The following is an 18368-nucleotide window of genomic DNA, read 5'->3' as shown; positions in this document are numbered from 1 at the left end:
AATGAATAATCCAGAAAACAATGTAGCAAAAAGCTACGCCATTATCGGCTTTGGCAAGATCGGCCAGGCCCTGGCCAAAGCATTTGTTCGTAAAGGCATCAAAGTGTCTGTTGCTACCACACGTACTCCGGAACGTTTTGCTGCCGAAGCCGCCGCGATCGGAAAAGAGATCATTCCCGTAACACTTGGAGATGCCGTTAAGGCGGACGTTATCTTTTTGGCGGTGCGTTTCGAGTCGCACCCGGACGTTGCAAGGGCCATGCACGACTGGGATGGAAAGATGATCATCGATGTGACTAATGCCTACGGTGTGCCGCCCCACAAGCTGGGAGGGCTACCCTCGGCCAAATTTGTAGCGCAGGCTTTCACCAACGGGAAACTCATTAAAGGCTTTAACCATTTGGGAGCTGGTATCCTTGAAAAGGATCCGGCCGTACATGGCGGCAATAGGGTCGTGTTCCTGGCTGGCGACGATGAGGACGCAACTTCGGAGGTCGCAACGCTTGCGGAAAGGCTTGGTTTCGCGCCAGTCAAATTGGGCAAACTTACCGATGGCGGACTGCTGGTGCAAGCGCAAGGAAATACCTGGGGACAGTTGATCTTCCAGGACCTGATCAAGTTTAAATCTTAAATAAAAGGAACGATGAAAAAATTAGAAAACAAAGTAGCGGTAGTGACCGGCGCATCAAAAGGAATAGGCGCTGCGATTGCCAAACATTTTGCCGCAGCAGGCGCAAAAGTAGTAGTTAATTATGCCACCAGTAAAGAAAGCGCGGACAAAGTAGTTAAGGAGATTACGGATAATGGAGGTACAGCCATCTCTGTACAGGCCGATGTATCGAATGAAACTGATGTAAACAGGTTGTTTGAAAATACCCAAAAGACTTTCGGCACACTGGACATTTTAGTAAATAACTCAGTAGCTCAAGGATACGCACCTATCGAACAGATTTCGGTGGAGGCATTTCACAAAAGTTTTAACGTAAATGTTTTAGGGCCGGTATTGACTATCCAGGCGGCGCTGAAACTTTTCAGCAATAAGGGCGGAAACATTATTAATATTAGTTCCGGTGCAAGTAAATATCCGTTGGCGAATGCATCTTTATACTCTTCAACTAAAGCAGCACTTGATGCTTTCACTATCGCTTTATCCAAAGAATTGGGTGTTAAAAACGTTCGGATCAATTCTATTTTACCGGGCGCTACTGACACGGAAGGTGCCGCTGCCGCAGGCGTCACTGCTGGCAGCGAATATGAAAAGATGTTTGTTGAAAAAACACCGCTTGGCCGCAGGGGCCAGCCCGCAGATATCGCGAAAGTTGCTGTTTTTCTGGCCTCCGATGAGGCTGCCTGGATCACCGGTGAGCAGATTTCCGTTTCTGGCGGTATGTACGGCTTTTAATTTCCGTAAGCCTGAAAATGAAAGAAGATAGGCTGAAATTATAAGTGTGTAATGGCTAGGCAAAATGCATTAAATAATGGGTTCAAAAGTGTATTTCCTTTTAATCCCTGCTTTCGTAAGAAGCAGGGATTTTTTTCAAGTTTGGTTCTGCCTTGATGACTTGTAAATATGTTTATAATATCGGAGATATTCTAGTTTTAGGACGCACTCTGGGTGACTTCTTATGTAGCAGGAAATGGATTATCCCTGTTCATTCATTGATAATATTTATATTACAAAAACATTCACCTGAATACCATTTGACATTACATGTTACAAAATAAAAAATTGTTATGAAAACCCAATTAAATCGCCTTGACCGGTTAACACTCGCTATTGGAATTTTACATATTTTTAGTTTCCTGCCAATAAAAGCACAGCAACAAAAAGCACATAATCCTATCATCTATGCCGACGTACCGGATCTGTCTATAATTAGAGTAGGCAATAACTATTATATGAGCAGTACAACTATGCACATGAGCCCCGGCCTGCCCATCATGAAATCGACTGATTTGGTAAACTGGAAATTGATTGGCTATGCTTACGACACGTTAGGCAATATGGATGAACTGAATCTCAGGAACGGCAAGAATACGTACGGCAGGGGTTCCTGGGCCAGTAGCCTGCGTTATCATAATGGCAAATATTACGTCACCACCTTTTCCCAAACCACAGGCAAAACTTATATCTATTCCACAAAAGACATAGAAAAGGGTGCATGGGAAGGTGTTGCATTTAAACCGATGATGCACGACCACTCGCTTTTTTTCGATGACGATGGCAAAGCATACCTGGTGTATGGTAGTGGTAAAATAAGACTGGTAGAATTAAACAGTGAACTCACAGGTATTGCATCAGGCAGCGAACAGGTGATCATTGAAAACGCCAGCCTTCCCACCTCGCCTTCAGGTAGCCGGGAGGGCTTGCCGGCTGAGGGTTCACAATTATTCAAAATAAAGGGCAGGTACTATCTTTTCAACATTACCTGGCCTGCTGGCGGACAGCGATCCGTAGTGATACACAGGGCAGATAAAATAACAGGTCCCTGGGAAGGGAAAACAGCCCTTCAGGATAAAGGGGTAGCGCAAGGCGGTCTTATAGATATGCCTGATGGCAGATGGTTCGCCTACTTGTTTAGGGACAACGGCGCTGTAGGACGCATACCTTACTTAGTTCCCGTAAAGTGGGAAAACGGCTGGCCTGTACTGGGTGATGATGGAAAAGTACCCATGGCTCTGAATCTCACCGCCAATCAATCGCTCTCTCCGGGCATTGTGGCATCCGATGAATTTAACCGTGGTTTACAAGATGCGTCCTTTCCTTTGGCTTGGCAATGGAACCATCAACCAGATAACGAATTATGGTCACTGAAAGGAAGGAAAGGGTTTTTACGCCTGACCACCGGCGTAGTGAACAGGGATTTCCTGCAGGCAAGGAACACCTTGACGCAGCGGACTTTTGGGCCTACATCTTCTGCCTGTACATCGGTTGATGTATCCAGTATGAAAGACGGTGATTTTGCCGGTCTTTGCCTTTTGCAAAAGGATTTCGGACTGTTAGGCGTAAAAATTAATGGAACAAAGAGAACATTGGTCATGGTAAATGCCACAGGTGATAATACTGAAGAAGTTGCCCATATAGCGTTGAATAAAAGTACTATTTACCTGAAAGCAGATTGCAATTTTACCGACAGAAAAGATATTGCCAGGTTCTATTATAGTCTTGACGGTAAATCGTGGAATTCTATCGGCACACCATTGCAAATGAAGTATACGCTACCGCACTTCATGGGATATAGATTTGGTTTGTTCAACTACGCGACCAAAGAACCTGGAGGATATGCCGATTTTGACTATTTCCGTATCTCAGACGAGATCATGGTAAAAGAATAAAGTCTCTCCAGCCCTGACTGGCAACTTCTTTTGCAGCATTATTAGCACCTATCTGTTTTTTAGCAGGGGCTATTGAAATATTTAACGCAACAAAAGATGTAAAAAATACTTATGCAGAATCCTGTGTACTTTGGGGCACTTTACTTTTCAATTCACGCTTTATGCGTTCGAATGGCTAATATCCTGCTAACTGCACTAGTGGGGGTTACAGCAATGCCAATGTATCCATAAATATTGTTGTCAGCGTCTCTCAGGGGTGTAAAAATTGATTGTATTTGTATTTCGCTGCTATCCTTTCTTACATAAGTCCAATTCCGTAGTTCGGTGCACACCATTTCCTGTATTTTAGGCAATGACTTAATCCCGGTCCTTTTTCCTCGTTTTGTTTTATCCGGGCAAGATAAAAACAGTCCAGGAGAGTGTTTGCCTATTACTTCATCTGCTGTATAACCAAGCATTCTTTCGGCTTCTTTATTAAAGACTATAACGATTCCATTTATGTCTGTAGCGAAGACTCCTATACCTATGGGTGTGTTCAAAATATCTTCGAATAGCTTTTGCGATTTTGACGTTTCTATCTTTTCACGTTTGCTTTCATCAATGTCCTGGAAAGTGCCGTATATTTTAGTACATATACCATCTTTATAGTTAGAGCTACCTGTGGCCCTGACCCATTTTTCATTTCCCTGTTCTGTTATGATCTGTAGCTCTAAGTCCCAGGGAATACCTTCTGCAATTGTCAACTCTATAACTCTTTTAATACTATCTCTGCTATAACCCTGTTTGTAAAAATTGATTGCGTTTTCCAATTCAGGAACATATTTTGAATCAACTCCATGGATACTCTTTGTGATAGCTGTCCAGTGCAGGATGTTAGTCTCAATATTTAGCTCCCAGCCACCAATGGAAACAGAATTTTGGGTTTGCAGTAGTAAGTATTTATATAGTTCTTCTGATGCACAAAGAGCATCTCTGGTATCAGTGATATCAGTAAGATCGCGTGTTACTTTAGTGAAACCTATTACTTCTCCGTAATCGTCGTGTATGGCTGTCATAATTATACTTCCCCAAAATCTCGATCCATCTTTTCTTATACGCCATCCCTCATCTTTGGCTACTCCTTTTTTTTCGGCGTGGCTTAATAATCTTTGTGGGCGGAGATTATTTTGGTCGTATTCAGAATAAAAAACACTGAAATGCTTGCCAATGATCTCCTCAGCAGTATATCCTTTTATCTTTTCAGCACCTTTGTTCCAGTTTTCCACCTTGCCATTTTTGTCCAGCAATAGTATTGCGTAATCATCGATCTCTTCTACCATTTTATTAAAACGGATTGCTCTTAGGTCCTTGACAGCAATGGATTCAGCCACAATTTCCTTGATTTTCACGTCAAATTCATTGGTCGCCTGCTCAAACATTGTTAACCACTCACGATCAACATCAGGATATTCATCTTTAAACAGGCTAATCAAACTCATAATTGTTGTAAGTGGTTGCCTGATTTGATGTGATTGCAGCTGTGCTACTTTCATCAGTGCATTGTTTTTTGCATCTTTTTCCGCTATCTGATATTGAAGTTCTTTATGCCCCAACTCTAACTCCAGTAGGCAGGAAACCTGGCGCGCGAATAATTTAAGTGTTTCTTGCTGCTTTTCATCTATCCAGTTGGGCTTAGTGTCATAAATGCATAAGGTACCTAGTCTAATGCCATTTTCAATAACAATTGGTACACCTGCATAAAATCTAATATAGGGTTCTGAGCTTACCAGGGGATTGGTCTTAAAGCGATCGTCTGCTGTAGTATCCGGCACTATTAACAAATTCTCTTCATCAATTACATAATTGTTGAAAGAGGTCTCCTGGGGTATTACTTCCACATCTTCTCCAGGCTTAACTTTTAACCAATTAAAATCATCGTCCAGTAAAGCAATTAGAGCTACAGGCTTTCCACACAAACTGGCGACCAGATCTAAAATATCTTGGAATTCTTTCTTTTTATAAATATCGATTTTCAAAATTTTTTCAATCGATGAGATTCTATCCGCTCCACTTTTCATTCGACATAACTTTAATATAATTAATCAGTAAGAAGGTAAAATGAGGCACAATAACCTAATTTACAGAATTATATACGATGATTTAGGGCAGTTTGCCTTTCAGGTAAAGTTTTTTCACTCGTTTTTAGGGGGCCCAAACGGTTAGATTTTACAATTGTTAGCTTTTAAGTGTAGTCTTAAAACTTAAATATAATTTTATTAATTAGTGTTATTGTTTGATTTTTAATAATCCTTCAATAAGCAAGTTCGACAATTGTCCATCCTTTCCGACATATTTAATATCAAAGGATATCAGGAGGCACCTAGAACGCAGGTTTTACGTGCCTCCTGTATTTTGGGAGGGGTAGTTTAGGTGAATGGATATCGATTTATTCGTGACTTAAAATGTGAGTCATATTTGTGATTCTCGGAATGGTATGCAAATGTTTGATCTTAAGTTAATTATGTTGAATTAATCAGGGTTGTTTGATATGATTTCAATTCATTTTTCGTGGCTTGTGAGTGAGCTTTTGGTGTAATTGATTTATGACAGAGGTTGTGCAAAGCCTAAGGCAGATGAATTGAAGACGATTAAAAGTTATCTGAAGAAACGAGGGTGAAGCTGGTAAGGCATTATCAACGGTTGCATTGGAGATGAGACAAAAAGTGCAGACATGGTGAAGCCGGCATTTTTAAATTATGATATGCCTGAAGTGCAGCATTCTTTAATGTGGCTCATTGATCACCACAATAAGATTATGAAATCGGTCCTTGCCCAGGGGACTATGAAAAACTACTATACTACCAGGAGCTATTTAAAGCTGTTTATAAAAAAATCATGACCTAAAATTCGTTATATTGTCAAAAATACACTTTACCTGTTAATCTACCAGAAACCTATTAATTCCATGTTATTGTGAAATATATTTTATATATATTATGCCTGTTGTTTGTTCCACAGGTTGTTATTTCGCAACAGAGCGACTTTAACTTTGTTAACTTCACCACAAGTAATGGTTTGTCTTCCAACACGGTAAATACTATTCTGAAAGATAAATATGGCTTCATGTGGTTTGGTACAGATGACGGACTGAATCGGTTTGACGGTCTTACGTTCTCTGTTTACAGGCATAAGGAAGGGGATTCAACCAGTTTGGGAGGTAATTCCATACTCGCATTGCATGAGGATCGTTCCGGCAATTTATGGATAGGTACTAATAACACCTTATCCTGCTATAACCGCAAAAAAGACTCCTTTATCAATTACAAATTTACATTAAATAACACGGCACGGACCCTTTTCTGCGATCATACCGGCCAGGTGTGGATCGGAAGTTACATCGGTTTGTTCAGATTGAACCCGCGAACCGGTAGGGTAGTCCGTTATATGGCAGATCCTGGCAGGCCAGGGTCACTGGTGTCAAACATTATCACCTGTATAGTGGAAGATAGCAGGCACCGGCTATGGATAGGTGGCAATGGAGGGATCTACCTGTACCAACCACAAGCTGACAACTTTAAGCACTTTAGCCACGAAGCGGCAGACTCACTTTCTTTACCTGGCAATTCCATAAAAGCGATGACCGAAGACCATAATGGCAACTTATGGATCGGCACAGAAGATGATGGATTGTCTATGCTGCTGCCCGATGGCAGGCATTTCCGTACTTATCAGCATAGCAACACGCAAAAAAAATCCCTGAGCAGCAACTGCATCTGGTCTTTGGCAGCTGAAAATGCAAATAGGATCTGGGTAGGAACCGAGGAAGGATTGAACATCTTCGACCTGCAAAAGAAGACCTCGCAGCGAATAGAACATGATGTTAGAAATCGTTATAGTTTACAGGGCAAATCAGTGCGGAGTATTTACATCGATAACAATGGTATTTACTGGGTCGGAACATACCAGGGAGGTATTAGTAAATACGATAGGAACCTGGCTTTTTTTAATCTCAGGGAAAGCAATCCGTTTGACCCACAAGGATTGACCGCTCCAATTGTTACCTCTTTCTCCGAAGATGCCAATGGCGATATCTATGTAGGCACAGAGGGTGGTGGTATTAACCTTTTTCACAGGAACACCGGCCTGTTCAGCCATCCACGCTTCTACCAGGACATCAAACCACCTGCTGTACTTTCTCTCGAACATGCCGACGGGCTACTCTGGATAGGTACTTTTATGCATGGTATATACACACTAAATATGCAAACGGGAAAGGTGCACCACTATTTAAGAGGAGACAGTGCCAATCAGCCTTCGGGCAACGATATTTTTTGTCTGAAAAAGGACAGCCGTGGAAATATATGGATAGGAACCAATGGGAATGGGGTGAACGTTTATGATCCGGTATCCGGTGTGTTCAGACGTTTTGATAGGGTCAAGTACAAAAAGGACAGCATTACGGTTTTAAACAGAGGTTTTATCAGAACCATAGAGGAAGATAAAGCCGGCAATATCTGGATTGGTACCATTGGAGCAGGTATAATCATGTTGGATGCATCAGGCAATATAATAAGGACTTATACCATGAAAAACAGTGACCTTCCTGCTAATAACGTTCAAACCATCTGCGCCGGACAAAGCGGCAGAATCTGGGTAGGTATTCACAGTGCCGGCTTGTGCCTTTTTGATCCGAAAACCGGGAAATTTCAACGTTACGCCGAACAGGAAGGGCTCTCCAACGCGGTCATCTATAAGATCCTTGAAGATGATGCCGGAAAGGTGTGGGTAACCAGTAATAAGGGAATCAGTAGTTTTGATCCTTCAACCAGCACTTTTAAGAATTATTATCAATATAATGGGTTGCAGCGCAGTACTTTCTGCCTGGGAGCAGGTTTAAAGACAGAGAAGGGAGAACTTTTTTTCGGTGGGCTGGAGGGATTTAATTACTTTATTCCGAAGCAGCTTAATTATAATAGAATTGTCCCCCGCATTGTATTGACTGATCTCAAAATTGGCAATGTTTCCGTGATTCCCGGAGAACATGCTGCTATCCAATCACATATTTCATTAGCTGACTGTATCCGGCTTGATTATAAACAACACTTTACCATCAATTTTGCCACGCTGAACTATACTGCACCGCAGGAGAGCAGGTATTCCTATATGCTGCAGGGTTTCGATAAAGGTTGGAATGATATAGGCACATCACGAATGGCTGTGTTTTCGAATTTAAGGCCTGGTAAATACGTTTTCAGAGTCAGGGCCAGTTGTGACGATGGGGCATGGCATACGGAAGAAGCTGTCATCAATGTAATCATAAGACCTCCTTTCTGGTTGACCATCTATGCGTACATATTTTATTTATTAGCAGCCGTTGCGGTTTTGTGGGGGCTGAGATACCGGGCTATCCGCAAACTGAAAACCCGGTTTGCGCTTGAGCAGGAAAGGCTGCAGGTCCGGCAGGCAATAGAAATGGACCGAAAGGAAGCGGAAAGGCAACGTGAATTTGAGCAGGTGAAGATCAAATACCTGATGAACCTGAGCCACGAATTCCGTACACCGGTTTCCCTCATTGCAGGGCCAGTGGATAAACTCATTCATAACGAAATCGCTCCCGAAAAACTAAAGCAACTGAACCTGGTGAAACGGAATGCACGTAGACTGTTGAACATGGTAAACCAGCTATTGGATTTTCGAAAACTGGAAGAGCAGGAAACGAAACTGGACCTTAGCAGGGAGGACATCATATCTTTTATAGCTGAAGTAATAGAACTCTTCAAAGATATCTCCGAGCACAGGCAGATCAGTTTTCTGTTTACAAGCTCCATTTCCCGTTATTATACAGCTTTTGACAGGGATAAGCTGGAACGGGTATTGTTTAACCTGCTTTCTAATGCATTTAAATTCACACCGAAGGAGGGTGCTATATCGCTGACTGTAGATCCTGACCCGGATGCAGGTATAATCATAAAGGTGGCGGATACTGGTGTAGGCATGAAACCAGAAGTGAAGGAAAAGATCTTTAATCGCTTTTACCAGGGTGATGAGAATCCTGCTATCCTCAACCAGGGGAGTGGAATCGGGCTCTCTATAACAGCTGAATTTGTGAAAATGCATGGTGGCTTTATAAATGTGGAGAGCATCCCTGGTAAAGGCAGCACATTTTCCGTGCTTTTACCATTGGAAAAAATGGAAGAGCTAAGACTACCGAATGTAAAGATACCTGGTGAAGCGGCGGGTCCGGATGTAGACCACCCTATATCCTGCCAACATGCTGAAGTGGCTGCTGCAGATAAACTAACAGTGTTGCTGGTTGAAGACAACAAAGACTTCCGTTATTACCTGAAAGACAATCTGCAGCCATTTTATAAAGTTGTGGAGGCGGCAGATGGGAGAGAAGGGTGGCAGAAAGCGCTGTCAGCACATCCAATGGTCATTGTGAGTGACATCAATATGCCTTATATGGACGGTATACAATTGAGCCGTAAGGTCAGGTTCGATAAAAGGACCAGCCATATTCCTGTCATTCTCCTGACTGCACTTGCAGGTGATGCGTTTCATATTAAAGGATTGGAAACGGGCGCTAGCGACTACCTTACCAAGCCTTTTAATATTGATATATTAAATATCCGGATCAGGAACCTGATATTACTAAATAAGCGTCTGAAAGACACCTATAAGCGGCAGTTAGATGTAATGGTTTCTGTTGACGATGTCGAATCGGCAGATGAGAAGTTCCTGGTAAAGGTAAAGCAGTATATAGAAAACAATATTAACGACGACAGTCTGACTGTGGAAGAATTAAGCAGGCATCTTTTTATGAGCAGGGCTTCTCTGTATAATAAAGTTGTGCAGCTTACCGGGGAAACGCCGGTTGAATTTATCCGTTCTATAAAACTAAATAAGGCGGCTTGTCTGCTGGAGACCAGCGATATGAAAATTGCCCAGATTGGCTATGCTGTTGGATTTTCTACCCCTAATTATTTTGCCAGGGCTTTTAAGGCGAAATTTAACCAGCTACCTTCGGAATACCAGGCCCAAAAGAAAAGGTCAGTTTAGTGAGGATATATGAAGTTTAATTTTATGCATTAGGTGTTGTTTAGGAGTAAAGATGGAGATAATGATTTTGCTTTTAAACATTTGTGCTATTCATTTTAACAAATAAGCTACTGATACTGCGCCTGTCATCCTAGATTCGCTCCTGTGATTCCCACGACCAGTAAACCAAATAAATCTGATAGAATGCTACTTGGTTACCTCACCTGTCTGCCGGCACTGCAGACATTGACATGAGTAGCACAATACCTTAAAAGTCAGGCATTATGGATAAAATAATTTCCTTTGTCCTTATAGTTTTTACCTGTTGCATTTGTACAGGTAGTAACAGCCCGTCTTATACGGGCAAAATTCCTTCCCTGAAAACCGTCTTTAAAGAGGATTTTATGGTGGGTGCCGCCCTTAACAGGCACCAGATAAATGAGACTAATCCCATGGCAACTGCATTTATATCCTGGCAGTTTAATACCCTCACGCCTGAAAATGACATGAAGGCTGCATTGATACACCCGGAATGGGCCCGGTATAATTTTACAGAGACAGATAAGATCATTTCTTATGGTCAGCAGCACCATATGCAGATTAATGCACATACGCTTATATGGCACAGCCAGTTACCCGCATTTGTATTGCAGATGCATGATAAGGATTCGCTGCATCAGTTCTTTAAAGACCATATCAGTATTATTGCCTCCCGGTATGACGGGAAGGTGTATTCCTGGGATGTAGTGAATGAAGCCCTTAATGAGGACGGTACAATGCGTAAATCCTTATTCCTGAGATACCTTGGCGATGATTATGTCGTGGAGGCATTTCAACTTGCAGAGAAGGCTGCCAGGCATACAAAATTATATTATAATGATTACAACATAGAACAACCCAAAAAACGTGCGGGGGCGGTGGCGCTCATCCGGAAAATTCAGGCAGCGGGTACCCGTATAGATGGTGTAGGTATACAGGGGCACTGGCACCTGGGAAAGGTTCCTTTAAAGGATATTGAAGAAAGTATCCTGGAATTCTCTGCTTTGGGAATTGATGTAATGTTCACAGAACTGGACATCAGCGTATTGCCAGATCCCAAAGGTGTAGAAGGGGCAGACGTTAACCAGCAGAAAGCGTATAACAGTATACTGAACCCCTATTCCGGTTCTCTGCCTGATAGTGTACAACAACAACTGGCCGGGGATTACGAGAATTTATTCCGGCTTTTCCTGAAGCACAAAGATAAGATAAGCCGGGTCACCTTCTGGGGTGTCAATGATGGTGATTCCTGGTTAAATAACTGGCCGGTGCCAGGCAGAACAAATTATCCTTTGTTGTTTGACAGACAATTCAATCCAAAAATGGCTTTTAATAAAGTAGTAGCACTTCAACCCGGTACTGGAACAAAATAACGACAACTGATACAACTGTAGCCTAGAAATTTAAAGCATCAATGTTATGAATTAACTGCCTTCCATCGGGAAAACACCTGGTACTGATGGAAATATCAACCTATTCCCTGCTACAACAGTAGAACCGATTTATATATGCCTTTTACGGCATCAGGATCCCTGCGCCCTAAGCATGCAGGGCGGGGACTACATTTTTTAGAAAACTGAATAAAACCACGATTATGAATTTTCCTTTTACGCATCACTTACAGAAGATGTCGCCCTCATTCAGCCTGCTGTTGAGGATAACGATGCTGTTATTTATTTTCATTTGGAGTAGTTCTTATGGGGTAGGACAACAAATTACCGTCAGCGGCCGCATTACCGCCGAAGATGGCAATGTGGTCCCTGGAGCCAGCATCCAGGTGAAAGGCACAAAAATGGGAGTGCTCAGTAACGACGAAGGGTATTATAAAATCAACACTCCTGCTACCGCTACCTTAATCATTACTTCAGTAGGATTTATGAACCGGGAGGTAAATGTAAACCGGCAGACCGTCATCAATGTTTCGATGAAACCCACGGTCAGCGACCTGGAACAGGTGGTGGTAATTGGATATGGAACGGCAAAAAAGAAAGATGTAACAGGGGCCACCGTATCTGTGAAAGGAGAAACACTCCGGGAATTGGGGAGTCCAAACGTGTATAACCAGCTTCAGGGAAGGGCTGCTGGGATTGACATTGTCAACAATGGTTCCAGTATAGGCACCGGCGGTGAGATCAGGATCAGGGGAAACCGCTCCCTGGCATCAGGTGCTTCAGCTAATAATTCGCAGAATGGCCCCCTGGTGGTGATAGATGGTATACCGCTTTCCGGCGGCAGTATAAATGATATCAATCCAAATGATATCAGTACGATCGATGTGCTGAAAGATGCTTCTGCTACTGCCATTTACGGTTCCCGTGGATCAGGTGGGGTGATTATCATTACTACAAGAAGAGGCCGTCCGGGGAAATCTGTTACCAGTTACGATGGCTATATCGGCTTGTCAGAAGCCATGAATACATATAAACTGTTTAGCGGACAGGAATATGCCGCCTTCAAGGACGCAGCCAAGGAGGGCCAGCCTAATCCCAATAATCCCAACCCCAATGCACTAACACCCATTGAGCAGGAGAACCTGGCCAATGGTGTAAATACTGACTGGCAAAAACTATTGCTAACTACCGCTATCCGCACAGACCATAATGTGAGCGTAGTGGGTGGCAATGAAACCACACTATACAGCTTCGGGTTTGGTGTATTTCGGGAAACAGGTATCATACCGGATCAGCGATTCGACAGGGGATCCTTTCATATCGCTCTTGATCACAAAATGAGTGAACGCTTAAAAGTTGGACTCACTACCACCAATACAATGAGCTGGGCCAATCGTATCAACACCAGCGCTTTGGGTTCGGCAACGAGACTGAGCCCGCTATACCTGCCGTACAATGAGGATGGCAGTATCAATTTTCAACCTGCCATACAGCAATCCAATGATGCGCAGCAGATCAGCCCTCTCACATCTATCGGAAACAATGATAAGATAAAAGCCCGCACCCGCCGGTTCAGAACATTGACGAATGTATATGGAGAGCTGGAGATCATAAAAGGATTGAAACTGAAATCCAGCCTGGCACTTGACTGGATCCAGACAATGAACAATAACTATAATGGACCCGGCACCGTATTTAATACCAATACAACTACAGCAGGTGCTACCCTTAGTCAGTCAAACGACGAGACATGGAGTTATACTTTCGATAATTCACTTACTTACGAAAAGACTTTTGCAGAAAAGCATAAAATCCAGGTGACAGCATTGCACGAAGTGGTAAAGAACTTCAATCAAAGTCAGCAAATCAACGGACAAGGTGTGCCGGCAGACTATATCCAGGATTATAATTTACAATTAGCGAATTCACTCACGGCGGATCCCTCCGGTTACAGTAACAGGGGATTGTTGTCTTATATGGGACGTATCTTTTATACCTATAATGACAGGTATATGTTAACGGCTACTGTGCGTGCAGATGGCGCTTCTGTACTAGCTCCCGGCAACCAGTGGTTTACATATCCGGCCATATCAGCCGGCTGGAACATGGCAAACGAAGAATTCATGCATGATGTAAAATGGATAAATAACCTCAAACTACGTGTAGGATGGGGTGTCAGTTCGAATCAGACCATTGCACCCTATACAACAATAGGTAGTCTTTCTTCCAATTTTTACAATTATGGGTCAGGTACCTCAGCCAATATAAACTATGTATCAGGGTACCTGATCAATACGTTGCCTAATCCGAAGCTTACGTGGGAATCTACGAGGGGATACAATTTAGGCCTCGACTTTGGTCTGTTTGACAACCGTATAAGTGGTGCAGTAGAATATTATAATGTCAATACAAGGGATATACTTTTAAGCAAGGAATTACCCAGGAGCAGTGGGGCCAATTCTGTGCTTGTAAACCAGGGAAAGACAACAGGACATGGGCTGGAAATAACACTTAGCAGCCTGAATGTAAAAAGCCGTAGCGGATTTACCTGGAGTACAGATCTTAACTTTTCCATGGCAAGAGAAAAGATTGTTGCATTGCAACCAGGATTAAAGCAGGATGTTGGTAATGGATGGTATGTAGGGCAACCACTGACAGTTATTTATGACGTGAAGAAAACAGGTATCTGGCAGTTGAACGAAAAAGACCAGGCGGCTACTTATGGCGCTGCCCCCGGCGATATTAAAATTCAGGATGTGAATGGCAACGGTACTATTGGTGCCGAGGATCGCCAGGTAATTGGCAATTTTCAACCCAATTTTGTATTTGGTTTCAATAACAGGGTTACCTACAAAAATTTCGATCTGAACATTGTGACCTTTGGCCGTATAGGCCAGACTGTGGTAGTTACCTATCTGACTGCTGACGGTGGTGCAGCTGGCTATCCATTCTTTATGAACGGCCGTGTAAACCAATACAAAGTTAATTACTGGACACCCGATAACCCTACCAATGATTTCCCCCAGCCTGATGCCAGCAGGGATGCATTGCAATATACCTCCACCTTGTCTTACCGGGACGGGTCATTTATAAAGGTCCGGTCTATCAACCTGGGATATAACCTCCCTTCGAAGATCACCGGTAAAATGGGGCTCAGTTCATTGCGGTTTTACCTGGCAGTCCAGAATCCATTTATCCTCTGGGCACCATTGGTGCGGGATGGTCTGGGTATAGATCCGGAAGGTAATGGAAATGGTAACGCAGTCGGATCTACTGCGGGAGGAACCCCAGTGGTGGCCCGTGCTATCACCGTTGGTATGGGTACCCCTCCTACAAGGCAGTACATGTTTGGTGCTAATGTGAAATTTTAATCCTGAAATTAACTTATTATGAAATTCAACATAAAATTATCCGGGCTACTTTTATTGTCATTACTTACAGTGTGTGCGGGTTGTAAAAAAATACTGGAAGAACAACCCCGTGCTACAATCGATCCTGCTTATTTCAAAACGCCGGAAGGCTTAGAGGGCGGTGTGGCCGGTATTTACTCGTCTTTTCGCAGTTTTTGGGGCACACAGATTTTTACGCAGCTGTTCAATGGAGGCACTGATGAAATGATCAGGGGTGGGGCAGCAGATGTGCAGCATAACTTTACCTATTCTCTGCTGATGAAGAGTAATACGAACGATTACAGCGGTTTTTGGAATTCCCTTTACATAGATATCAATACCGCCAACGGGGTCTTGCAATTCGGACCGGAAGCGAGCATGGATGAAACTAAGAAAGGGCAGCTCCTGGCCCAGGCAAAATTTCTCCGGGCATTTTGTTATTTCCAGCTGCTTACAACTTTTGGGGATGTGCCTTTGCATCTTACATTCAACACCAACGTTTCAGCAGCTGATAGCAGGGCACCCATTGCTGAGGTGTATGATGCGATCATCAGCGATCTGAAGGATGCAGCTGCCAGTCTTCCCGATCAGCCATCCGCCGGATTGGGTAAACCAGCATTCAAAGCAACAGCGCTGTACCTGCTTGCAAAAACCTACTTGTGGAGAGGGTGGTCTTCAGCAGCAAAGGGAAGTGATTTTACAGATGCATTTAACACTGCAAAGAGCATCATCGATAATAAAAGTGCTTATGGGATTGATTTATGGCCTGTATTTGCGCAGGGTTTCCTGGAAGGTAATGAATATGGAAGGGAGACGCTTATGGTCATTGAACACACAAAAGACCTGAAATTCGGCGAGAACTCACAGACGGGTACCGGCGCATCTAACCTGAAAGAAAATAAATCCAACTTTTTTTTCCGGCCGAACTATCCGACAGTGAATGCCAATTATCCTGCTACAGGAGGTGCTTATGTTTGTGTAAGAGATGTACAAAACGGCCGTCCATGGCAAAGAATAAGGCCTAATATGCGCTATGTACTAAATGTTGCTTTCGCCAACAGGGCCACGGACTCGAGGTATAACGGTTCATTTCAAACCATTTGGTTGTCCAATAGTGTAGCTGCATCGGGGAAAGGTACAACAGGTGCAACCACACCCAGGGGAACCCTTGTGAATGGCATAGACACAGCCATCTGGATGGCAGACAGGATTGTGACACCTGCTGAAAGAGCAGCTTTTAAGGGAATTATTTTTGAACCGGATTACCTGCCAGGTGCCACCGTACCCTATACCAGTCTCCTGTATCCATCTTTAAGAAAATGGGATGATTCAACAAGAGCAGATATGAATGATTATTCTGACAGACCTTATATCCTGTTCCGCTTTTCAGAAGTATATCTCATCGCCGCTGAAGCAGCACTGAAAGGTGGCGGTACATTGCAGCAGGCGGCAGATATGTTAAATGTGCTCAGGGTGAGGGCGGCCCGCATACCAGGGCAAACTGATGATCAGTATGCGGCAGCCATCACTGCACAGACAATTACAGCTGCAGAGGTGACACTTGATTTTATCCTGGATGAGCGCACCCGTGAACTATATGGAGAATGCAACAGGTGGTATGATCTTTCAAGAACCAAAACACTTGTTGCAAGGGTTCAAAAATATAACGATGAAGCAGCTGCCAATGTTGTAGCTGAACATATGCTGAGACCTATTCCTCAGCAGCAGATAGACCTGGTCACAGAAGGACCTGCATTTCCTCAAAACCCATGGTATAGCAATTAACAAGTATAACCATCAAATTGAAAAACCATGAAAGAAAACCCACCCATCTAGCGGCGTATGAAAGGCTCACACAACTCGTGTGGGCCTGATAACAGCCATTTGAAAAACAGTTAATTAAACTAACAATGTAACTATGAAAACAAACCCTTTTCTCAGCAACCTGGGAGTATCTTTTCTTTCCCTCATTTTAATGATTAGCTCCTGTACAAAGCAACCGGCAGCAGATGTATCTGCTGCAGATAATAAGCAGAGCGGTGATTTAAAAGCTGCAGCAGATGTAAGTGTGATGGCAACAGCGACCATCGATGCCAACACTTTCCAACAAACTATCCAGGGATTTGGTGGAATGAGTGTGCCGATCTGGATAGGCGATTTAACAGCCGATCAGCGAACAAAAGCTTTTTCCACCAGCAGTGGTATCGGGATGAGTATTCTGCGGGTAATGGTCCCTGCCAATAGTAGCCAGTTTGCAGCCGAAAAGGCAACAATCGATGCTGCAAAAGGTTTTGGTGCAAAGGTGATCGCTACTGTTTGGAATGCCCCTTCTTCCATGATGGACGGTGCTTACCTGAAGGCAAGTTCATGGAGTGATTTTGCAGCACATTTAAGGGCTTACACACAGGCCGTAGGAGGTGTCTATGCATTGTCTCCGTGGAATGAACCCAATTACCTGGCATCAGAATGGATGCATGCTTCTGCTACAGAAGTGGCAAACTTTGTGGCGGCATATGGTGATAACTGCGGTGCTCCGATCATGGCTCCTGAACCATTTAATATGGATCAGACTTTTATCAATACTTACCTGAGCAATGCAACTGCGAAATCCAAAACACTGTTCGTCAGCGGCCACATTTATGGTAAGACACCTTATAATTTAGGCAATATTGGCAAATCAGTATGGATGACAGAGCATTACACAAATTCTTCTATCAGTGGCAATGACTGGTCCAATGCTATGAATGCTGCTAAGGAGATTCATGATTGCATGACAGCTGGTTGGGCCGCTTATGTATGGTGGTATATCCGCCGGTTTTATGGTCCAATTGACGAAAATAGTGCAATCACCAAGGTAGGATATGTGATGGCGCATTTTGCCAGGTATGTTCGGCCGGGTTATAGTAAAATTGCCTGTGCGGCCAATCCCAGCACCGGTATATATACGACTGCTTACAGGAACGGATCAAAAATTGTGATCGTAGCGATCAATACCAATGCAGCTGTAACCTATCAGCCATTCACAATCAGTGGTGTAACAGTTAGTAGTTTCAGTCGTTATGTAACAACGAGTTCCTCTAATCTTGCAGCAAGTACGCTGAGTATTTCAAATAATGCATTTGGCATTAATCTGCCCGCATCCAGTATAACAACCCTGGTTTCGAACTGATCCTATTCTTTCAGCATAATTGTTACA

General features: G+C 43.3%; 9 protein-coding genes. 8 read left to right on the top strand and 1 reads right to left on the bottom strand.

The window, feature by feature from the left end; translation table 11 throughout:
- The first annotated feature begins 1 nt into the window (after position 1).
- From QQL36_RS28005 to QQL36_RS27995, 3 genes are all read left to right on the top strand, one after another.
- On the top strand, positions 2-631 hold the full coding sequence (locus QQL36_RS28005; RefSeq protein WP_321567527.1) for an NADPH-dependent F420 reductase: 630 nt from the start codon (positions 2-4) through the stop codon (positions 629-631).
- Positions 632-643: 12 nt separating this feature from the next.
- Entirely contained in the window at positions 644-1402 is a 759-nt protein-coding gene (locus QQL36_RS28000; protein WP_083729694.1) for an SDR family NAD(P)-dependent oxidoreductase, read from the top strand.
- A 332-nt stretch (positions 1403-1734) separates the two neighbouring features.
- A complete protein-coding gene (locus QQL36_RS27995) occupies positions 1735-3336 on the top strand; it encodes a glycoside hydrolase 43 family protein (protein ID WP_321567526.1) in 1602 nt (533 codons plus the stop codon).
- 152 nt (positions 3337-3488) lie between these two features.
- On the opposite strand, the gene QQL36_RS27990 is transcribed toward QQL36_RS27995, so the two are convergent.
- Positions 3489-5393, bottom strand: a complete 1905-nt coding sequence (locus QQL36_RS27990) for a PAS domain S-box protein (RefSeq protein ID WP_321567525.1) — start codon at positions 5391-5393, stop codon at positions 3489-3491.
- An 895-nt stretch (positions 5394-6288) separates the two neighbouring features.
- Here QQL36_RS27990 and QQL36_RS27985 point away from each other — a divergent pair.
- The 5 genes from QQL36_RS27985 to QQL36_RS27965 all read left to right on the top strand — a co-directional run bounded on the left by QQL36_RS27985 (position 6289) and on the right by QQL36_RS27965 (position 18341).
- Positions 6289-10374 carry a two-component regulator propeller domain-containing protein gene (locus QQL36_RS27985; protein ID WP_321567524.1) on the top strand — a complete coding sequence of 1362 codons (4086 nt, stop codon included), beginning with the start codon at positions 6289-6291 and terminating at the stop codon, positions 10372-10374.
- A gap of 263 nt (positions 10375-10637) precedes the next feature.
- On the top strand, positions 10638-11765 hold the full coding sequence (locus QQL36_RS27980) for an endo-1,4-beta-xylanase (protein ID WP_321567523.1): 1128 nt from the start codon (positions 10638-10640) through the stop codon (positions 11763-11765).
- Between the two features lie 221 nt (positions 11766-11986).
- Positions 11987-15154, top strand: a complete 3168-nt coding sequence (locus QQL36_RS27975) for a TonB-dependent receptor (RefSeq protein ID WP_321567522.1) — start codon at positions 11987-11989, stop codon at positions 15152-15154.
- Positions 15155-15172: 18 nt separating this feature from the next.
- Positions 15173-16957, top strand: a complete 1785-nt coding sequence (locus QQL36_RS27970) for a RagB/SusD family nutrient uptake outer membrane protein (protein WP_321567521.1) — start codon at positions 15173-15175, stop codon at positions 16955-16957.
- 133 nt (positions 16958-17090) lie between these two features.
- The gene (locus QQL36_RS27965) at positions 17091-18341 is read left to right on the top strand and encodes a hypothetical protein (RefSeq protein ID WP_321567520.1); all 1251 of its coding nucleotides are present in this window, start codon (positions 17091-17093) and stop codon (positions 18339-18341) included.
- Positions 18342-18368: the final 27 nt, after the last annotated feature.

Source organism: Chitinophaga sp. LS1, from assembly GCF_034274695.1.
GTDB lineage: Bacteria > Bacteroidota > Bacteroidia > Chitinophagales > Chitinophagaceae > Chitinophaga.
This window is presented reverse-complemented; position numbering and strand designations above follow the sequence as displayed.

Excerpts from the sequence above, each read along its gene's own strand:
- QQL36_RS28005 (WP_321567527.1), top strand. The coding sequence starts at position 2 with ATGAATAATCCAGAAAACAATGTAGCAAAAAGCTACGCCATTATCGGC.
- QQL36_RS28000 (WP_083729694.1), top strand. The coding sequence starts at position 644 with ATGAAAAAATTAGAAAACAAAGTAGCGGTAGTGACCGGCGCATCAAAA.
- QQL36_RS27995 (WP_321567526.1), top strand. The coding sequence starts at position 1,735 with ATGAAAACCCAATTAAATCGCCTTGACCGGTTAACACTCGCTATTGGA.
- QQL36_RS27990 (WP_321567525.1), bottom strand. The coding sequence starts at position 5,393 with ATGAAAAGTGGAGCGGATAGAATCTCATCGATTGAAAAAATTTTGAAA.
- QQL36_RS27980 (WP_321567523.1), top strand. The coding sequence starts at position 10,638 with ATGGATAAAATAATTTCCTTTGTCCTTATAGTTTTTACCTGTTGCATT.
- QQL36_RS27975 (WP_321567522.1), top strand. The coding sequence starts at position 11,987 with ATGAATTTTCCTTTTACGCATCACTTACAGAAGATGTCGCCCTCATTC.
- QQL36_RS27970 (WP_321567521.1), top strand. The coding sequence starts at position 15,173 with ATGAAATTCAACATAAAATTATCCGGGCTACTTTTATTGTCATTACTT.
- QQL36_RS27965 (WP_321567520.1), top strand. The coding sequence starts at position 17,091 with ATGAAAACAAACCCTTTTCTCAGCAACCTGGGAGTATCTTTTCTTTCC.